This is a genomic window from Streptomyces sp. NPDC107559 (assembly GCF_055657365.1).
This window is the reverse complement of record NZ_JBVKBD010000017.1, coordinates 157,173-164,328: the sequence shown is the minus strand read 5'-3', so window position 1 is coordinate 164,328 and position 7,156 is coordinate 157,173. Positions and strand designations below refer to the sequence as shown.

General features: G+C 66.9%; 5 protein-coding genes and 1 pseudogene. 5 read left to right on the top strand and 1 reads right to left on the bottom strand.

The genetic code is table 11. From position 1 onward, the window contains the following. The coding region (locus ACZ7OY_RS35435; RefSeq protein WP_472249653.1) for an acyl-CoA carboxylase subunit beta at positions 1–1,026 on the top strand (1,026 nt) is incomplete at its 5' end. Between the two features lie 37 nt (positions 1,027–1,063). Continuing rightward, on the top strand, positions 1,064–1,537 hold the full coding sequence (locus ACZ7OY_RS35430; protein WP_472249652.1) for an ester cyclase: 474 nt from the start codon (positions 1,064–1,066) through the stop codon (positions 1,535–1,537). Between the two features lie 68 nt (positions 1,538–1,605). On the opposite strand, the gene ACZ7OY_RS35425 is transcribed toward ACZ7OY_RS35430, so the two are convergent. Beyond that, a complete protein-coding gene (locus ACZ7OY_RS35425) occupies positions 1,606–2,748 on the bottom strand; it encodes an acyltransferase family protein (protein WP_472249651.1) in 1,143 nt (380 codons plus the stop codon). A gap of 320 nt (positions 2,749–3,068) precedes the next feature. Between ACZ7OY_RS35425 and ACZ7OY_RS35420 the strand changes: the two are divergent. The 3 genes and pseudogenes from ACZ7OY_RS35420 to ACZ7OY_RS35410 form a co-directional block, all read left to right on the top strand. Then, a pseudogene (locus ACZ7OY_RS35420) lies at positions 3,069–3,371 on the top strand (ATP-binding protein); the annotation flags it as partial. Between the two features lie 1,851 nt (positions 3,372–5,222). Beyond that, a complete protein-coding gene (locus ACZ7OY_RS35415; protein ID WP_472249659.1) occupies positions 5,223–5,720 on the top strand; it encodes a helix-turn-helix transcriptional regulator in 498 nt (165 codons plus the stop codon). 50 nt (positions 5,721–5,770) lie between these two features. Next, positions 5,771–7,138: a cytochrome P450 gene (locus ACZ7OY_RS35410; RefSeq protein ID WP_472249650.1), complete on the top strand. Its 1,368-nt coding sequence runs from the start codon at positions 5,771–5,773 to the stop codon at positions 7,136–7,138. Positions 7,139–7,156: the final 18 nt, after the last annotated feature.

The following is a 7,156-nucleotide window of genomic DNA, read 5'->3' as shown; positions in this document are numbered from 1 at the left end:
AGCCCCGCCCTCACCGACTTCGTCTTCATGGTCCGTGAGACCTCGCAGATGTTCATCACCGGACCGGACGTCGTCAAGGCGGTCACCGGCGAGGAAATCACCCAGAACGGGCTCGGCGGCGCCGACGTGCACGCCGAGACGAGCGGTGTCTGCCACTTCGCCTACGACGACGAGGAGACCTGCATCGCCGAGGTGCGCTACCTCCTGTCGATGCTCCCGCAGAACAACCGCGAGAACCCGCCGCGCGTCGAGTCGACGGACGCGGCGGACCGGCGCGGTGACGCCCTGTGCGACCTGGTCCCGGCGGACGGCAGACAGCCGTACGACATGTGCCGGGTGATCGAGGAGATCGTCGACGACGGCGACTACCTGGAGGTCCACGAGCGCTGGGCGCGGAACATCATCTGCGCGCTGGCCCGGCTCGACGGCCAGGTCGTCGGCATCGTCGCCAACCAGCCCCGTGTGCTGGCCGGAGTGCTGGACATCGAGGCCAGCGAGAAGGGGGCCCGTTTCGTCCAGATGTGCGATGCCTTCAGCATTCCTCTGATCACTCTGCTGGACGTGCCGGGGTTCCTTCCCGGTGTCGACCAGGAGCACGGAGGGATCATCCGTCACGGAGCCAAGCTGCTGTACGCGTACTGCAACGCGACCGTGCCGAGGATCTCGCTGATCCTGCGCAAGGCCTACGGCGGTGCGTACATCGTCATGGACAGCCAGTCCATCGGTGCCGACCTCACCTATGCGTGGCCCACCAACGAGATCGCCGTCATGGGCGCGGAAGGTGCCGCCAACGTCATCTTCCGCCGTCAGATCGCCGAAGCCGAGGACCCCGAGGCGATGCGGCAGAGGATGGTCAAGGAGTACAAGGCCGAGCTCATGCACCCGTACTACGCGGTGGAGCGCGGCCTGGTGGACGACGTGATCGACCCCGCCGAGACCCGCGAGGTCCTGATCAAGTCCCTCTCGATGTTGCACACGAAACACGCCCACCTGCCCTCCCGCAAGCACGGCAACCCCCCGCAGTGACATTGCTGCCCCCACCACGAAACAGAGAGGTTTCGCCATGGCGGACGACGCGGTGCCGGCCGAGGCACAAGGGGCCGAAGCGGTCGCCGAAGGACAGGTCCCGGATCCGGCCGAGGTGGTCCGCAGGGTCGTCGCGTGTTTCAACGCCGGGACGTTCGACCCTTCGCTCTTCGCCGCGGAAGTGGTGGACCACGTGGCCCCGCCCGGAACACCCGCCGGCCCGGAGGGCTGGCGCCAGAAGTGGGAGTCCATGCGAGCGGGCTTCTCCGATCTACGGTCCACTGTCGAAGAGACCGTCGTGAGCGGTGACCTGGTGTGCAACCGCCACACCGTCAGGGGCACTCACACAGGTGACTTCATGGGTGTGTCGGCGTCGGGCCGTGCGTTCGAGGTGCTGGCGTTGGACATGCTCCGGGTGCGCGACGGGCAGATCGTCGAGCACTGGGCGGTGAACGACGTGCTGTCGCTGTTCACGCAGTTGGGGCTGGAGCTGCCGGGCCGGGCCGACTGAGGCGGAGGCGCACATCGTGGTGCCCCGGTCGCGACGGACGTCGAGACCGGGGCACCGGTGCGAGCGGGTCAGTCCAGATTGAGTTCCGGCCGCTCTCGTCGGACTGCCACGGGCGTCCTCTCGACCCGTTCGCCGGGGACGCTCGTCCGCGCTGCCCTCGCCCTGCTCCACCGCCGCATGACGGGCATCTCAACACCTTCGTGCAGCAGCCACGCGGCGACGAGTGCCACTAGGAACCCGGCGGCCCACAGCCCGAGCGCGGCAGAGGTGCTCCACGTCTGGACGGGCCCGATGACGCGGTGGCCGTAGTGCAGCACCAGCCAGTGCACCATGTAGAACGCGAAGGAGATCTCGCCGAGCTTCACCATCACCCTGCTGCGCAGGCCCCAGGTGCTGGTGCCGCGGCGGTCCGCCTCGGCGGCGGCCGGGACGAGAAGGGCCAGCGGGATGATGCCGGCGGCGGCGAAGGAGTAGAACATCGGGACCTTCATGACCGCGTAGTAGGCGCACACGGCCAGGATCGCCGCCGGGGCGAAGCCCAGGTTGATCCAACGGCCGGCCAGGACGATCCGCGCCGTCAGAATGCCCACCACGAATTCGAAGAGGTGGGCCAGCGGGAAGACCTTCATGAACCATGCTCCGTAGAAGGTGACGTTGTAGCCGGGGATCACGGGCTGCTGCGGCAGCAGCGAGGTCACCAGCGGGGTGCACATCACGATGGCGACGGCGCCGATCGCAGCAGGCCACAGCATGACCGGCCGTATCTTCCGGACGAGCCAGATGATCAGCGGAAAGGCCAGGTAGAAGAGTGCCTCGCAACACAGCGACCAGGACGGGGCGTTCAGGCTGACCATCGTGTCCGACCACGGGAACCAGGCGTGCAGCAGGAACAGATTGAGCGTCGCTACGTGCCAGTTCAGTACGAGTCCGGGGGACTTGACGGTGGCCAGCAGCACGAGCGCCAGCGCCCAGGTGACGACATGCAGCGGGTAGATCTTGGCCAGCCGTCGCCGCCAGAAGCCTCGTACAGTGTCGTGGGGCCGTGCCGACCAGGTCAGCACGAAGCCGCTGAGGACGAAGAAGAACGAGACGCCGTACCTGCCACCCGGCTCCAGAGCGCGATGTGTCCAGGAGGCGACACCCTGATCGCTGAAGACGGACTCGATCGACGCATGCGTGAAGAAGACCAGTAAGGCAGCGATAAATCGCATTCCGGTCAACGACGGGAGACGTGCACCACGTTCCCTCTGATTGTTTTCAAACATGCCGGGATGGCCTCCGAGTCGTGTATGACAGCCTTGACCGATCTGCGTTCGAAAACACGTTACTTTATGGCCGGATCGACTCCTCCCCTAAAAACCCCCACAAAAATGGAAGCAAAGACTCCGCCTCGCCAGTGGAAAATGCACCGACCAGCGGGCCGGACCGCGCAGAGCATGCCGTAACGCTTTCCGCGTTACGGCACGAGACTTCCCTAATGGGGGGTGGCGATGACTGCAGGGGGTGAGCAACGATCAGTCACGGAGCTCCAATGATCAATTGTTTGCCCAGAACGAGCGGATTCCGGCCGAAACCACATGAAACGGCCGGCACCGCCAGGGGCAGGCGAGGAAGAGCCTGCCGAACATATTCCGCGCCGATGACGTCGCGCACCGCTAAGGAGAGAGACAATTACCGAGCGGGAGAATCCGTGGAGCACCTAGAAAGGGTCACCGAGTTAACCACTCTCAACAGTCTCGTGGAAAATACCGCGCGAGGCAGCGGAGGCATCGTGATCGTGCTCGGTCCGCAAGGGTCGGGCAAGACGACACTGATGTCGGCTGTCGCGGAAACTGCATCCTCCCGTGGTTTCGAAATGGAAACCATCACGTTCCCCCACTTCTCCAAGCCCCTTCCGCTGGAATCACCGGTTCGCCCCGGCAGTGCGGCACCTCGGCTGCTGTGCCTCGATGAGGTGCAGGATGCGGACGCCGGATCGTTGCGGGCCCTGATCGCCTTCGCACGGACCGTACGGTCGCAACCCGTGCTCCTCGTCCTCGGAGAAAGGTGCACGCTGCACCGCACGCACCAGCGGGAACTCGTCGAACTCGCCGGCCAGCCGCACTGCCGCACCCTGTACCTGGAGCAACTGTCCGCGGCAGAGGTCGTACGGATGGCTGCTCAGCGGTTCGGCCTGACACTGAACAGCAGCACCGCCGCTGAGCTGATGGAGCTGGCGGGCGACAACCTGTCCTTACTCAAGGCGCTGCTCGGCGACTGCCGGCGGCGGCAGGAGGAAGGCGCCGTCATGACCTCGGCCTCCCAGGTACCGGGCATGCGCTACCGCGAGACGGTTCTGAGCTGCTACTACCGCAGCACCCCCGAAGTCCGGGAGGTGGCCCAGGCCGTCGCGGTCCTGGATGAGTACAGCAGCGCGCACAGCCTGGCCGAGGTGGTCGGTACGACCCCGGAGAACGCCGCCCGGGCGTTGACCTCTCTCGCTGCCGCCGGGCTGGTGACCAACAACCGCTTCCGGCACCCGACGGCCGCGCACGCGATCCTGTCCTCGATCCCGCTCCAGCAGGGCTCCGCGCTACGCCGCCGCGCGGCCGTCGTGCTTCGCACGATGGGAGCGCGGGCTGTCACCGTGGCACGGGTTCTGATCGCGGCGGATCACACCGACTCTTCCTGGACCGACTTCCTGGCCCAGGAGGCGGCCACCCAGGCGCTGGCACTCAACGAACGGGAACTGGCAGTCAAGACCCTGTGGTTGGCGGTCCGGGGCATGACGGACAGTGTCGAGCGCGCGGAGACCCTGACCCAGATCGCCAAAATACAGTCGGCCGACAATCCCGAGCACTGCGCACAGTGCCTGCACGAAGCGCGTGCGCTGATCGGCGCCGACGCATTGTGGCAGAAGCAACCCTCCCTGCTCAGCGAGCAGATGGCGCGGCGCGGCAGGGCGGTGGAGGCCATCTCCGAACTGGACACGCTGACGGACCGGCTCGATCCGGGGAGGATCGCGGCGCATGCCGAACTGGAAGCCGATCGCCTCCTCCTGTGCGGAGACTACCCGGTGCTGACACGCAGTTCGGCGGTGCGTCTGGACGACTCCGCAAGGACCACCGCGTACAGCACGGCCTCCACCCGCTTCGCCGCGGCATGGCCCTTGGTGCGGATGCTGATGAGCGAACTGCCCGATCCCGCCGTCGTCGCAGCCGCGTCCGAAGCGTTGTACGCCTCCGCCTTCACCGAGAATTCCGCGCCGGCCGTGCTCGCCGCCCTCTCCACGCTCCTGTACGCGAAGGAGTTGAAACTCGTCCATTCCCTCACGGACAAGCTCGTGGACGAGGCCGCGGTACGACGCGCACCCGTGTGGCAGGCCCGGTTCCTCGCGATACAGGCCGAGGCGTCGCTGGGTGAGGGGCGGTACGCCGACGCGGCCGAGGCTGCCGAGGAGGCCATGGCCATGCTTCCCCCGCAGTCCTGGGGCGCCCGGTTTGGTGGTCCGCTGGCCTCGCTCCTGCTTGCCCAGGTCATGACCGGCCAACTGCCGCACGCCAAGAGGGGACTGGAACAGGCGCTGCCCAGCGCTTCTTTGGACACCCGGCACGGACTGCGATTCCTGTACGCCCGTGGCCACGTCAACCTGGCGGACGGCAGGGCCGAAGCGGCACTCGCGGACTTTCTCACCTGCGGGCGGCTCATGACTGCCTGGGGCATCGACCACGAGCACATCCTGCCGTGGCGACTCGCCGCAGCCGGTGCGCAGTTGGCGCGAGGCGACCACGAGGCCGCGGTGGACCTCGTCGACGAGCGCAACACCCGGTTGACGACGCACGACCAGCCGCTGAACCCCGACGAGGGTCGCCGCTCAGCGCGTGAGCAGGTGTACGACGTCCTCACCGGCGCCGTCGAGTGCGGCGAACTCATCGAGTCCATCAGGCTCCTGACACTGAACGAGGCGGCTGCGCCCAGCGCCCGTCCCGCCCGTTACCGGATCGAGGACCGATTCGACCGCTACCTCGACAAACTCACCTTCTCCGAGCGGAAGGTGGCCATGCTCGCGGCGACCGGCAGCAGCAATCGTGTCATCGCCCGCTCCCTGTCCCTGAGCATCAGCACAGTCGAACAGCACCTCACCCACACCTACAAGAAGCTCGGTGTCTCGGGACGGCAGCAACTGCGCGCCAAGCTCGGCTGAGCCGGCACACCGACGAATCATCCGACGATCACACGAAGGAGAACGACGGCATGCTGACTTCCGTCAAGGACGGAGCATGGACGGTGGGAGCGGCTCCCGGAGCGCTCCCGGTGCTCGGCCACTCGCGCCAACTGCGCCAGGACCCCCTGGGTTTCCTCAGCTCCCTGCACCAGTACGGCGACATCGTCGCCATCCGCATGGGTCCGACCCCGCTCAACGTTCTGTGCCGCCACGACCTCGCGCATCACCTGCTGGTCGAGCGCTCCAAGGACTTCGGCCGAGGCGGCCCTTTCCTCGAGCGGTCCCGCACGATCATGGGCAACGGTCTGGCCACCTCGACCGGGCAGGAACACATGCGGCAGCGCCGGATGTCACAGCCCGCCTTCCACTCCCAGCACATCAAGTCGTACATGCGGGTCATGCAGGAGGAAGTCGACGCCCTGTCGAGCGGCTGGGAGCCCGGTCAGGAGGTCGACATCGTCAAGGAGATGCACGACCTCACCACCCGTGTGACGCTGCGCTGCTTCTTCACCATGTCGACAAGTGGGTCCGAGTCGGCCGGCACCGTCGCCCAGGCGGCGGACTCTCTGGACCGGCTGACGGCCGGCATGTACCAGCAGATGACAGCGCCCCTGGCGATCCTGGGGAAACTGCCTACTGCCGCGAACCGGCGATACCAGGAAGCGGTGCGCCAGTTCGACGAGACGGTCGACAGGATCATCGCCGACCAGCGTCGCACCAGCACCCGCGACGACCTGCTCGGTCTGCTGATGTCGGCCCAGGACGAGGACACCGGTGCCACGTTCAGCGACGAGGAACTGCACGACCAGGTCATCACCTTCCTGGCCGCCGGCATCGACACCACGGCCAACACCCTCGCCTGGGCTCTGGGCCTGATCTCGCAGTACCCGGACGTGCAGCAGCAGTTCCAGGCCGAGATCGACACCGTACTCGACGGCGAGGACGTGTCGTACGACACCCTGCGCTCGCTGACCTACATCAACGCGATCCTGGACGAGACGCTGCGTCTGTACCCTCCGCTGTGGATGCTCACCCGCCGGGCGCTGCGCGACACCACGCTGGGCTCACACCGCTTCCCGGTCGGCACGCAGTTCGCGGTCAGCCCGTACGCCCTTCAGCGCGACCCCCGCGTGTTCGAAGAGCCCGAACTGTTCGACCCCGAGCGGCGCAAGCGCAATCCCGACGTGCCGCGCAGCTCGTTCATCCCGTTCGGGGCGGGGGTGCACAAGTGCATCGGCGACGCGTTCGCCATCACCGAATCCACCATCGCGCTGGCCACCATCGGACGGCACTGGCACCTGCGTCTCGCCCCGGAGAGCAACCCGCTCAGGCCGCAGACCGAGATGACGCTGGGGCCCGCGTCGGTGCGCGTGACCACCATTCCCAGGGCGGTGTGAGCCCTCGTGCGTGCCCCA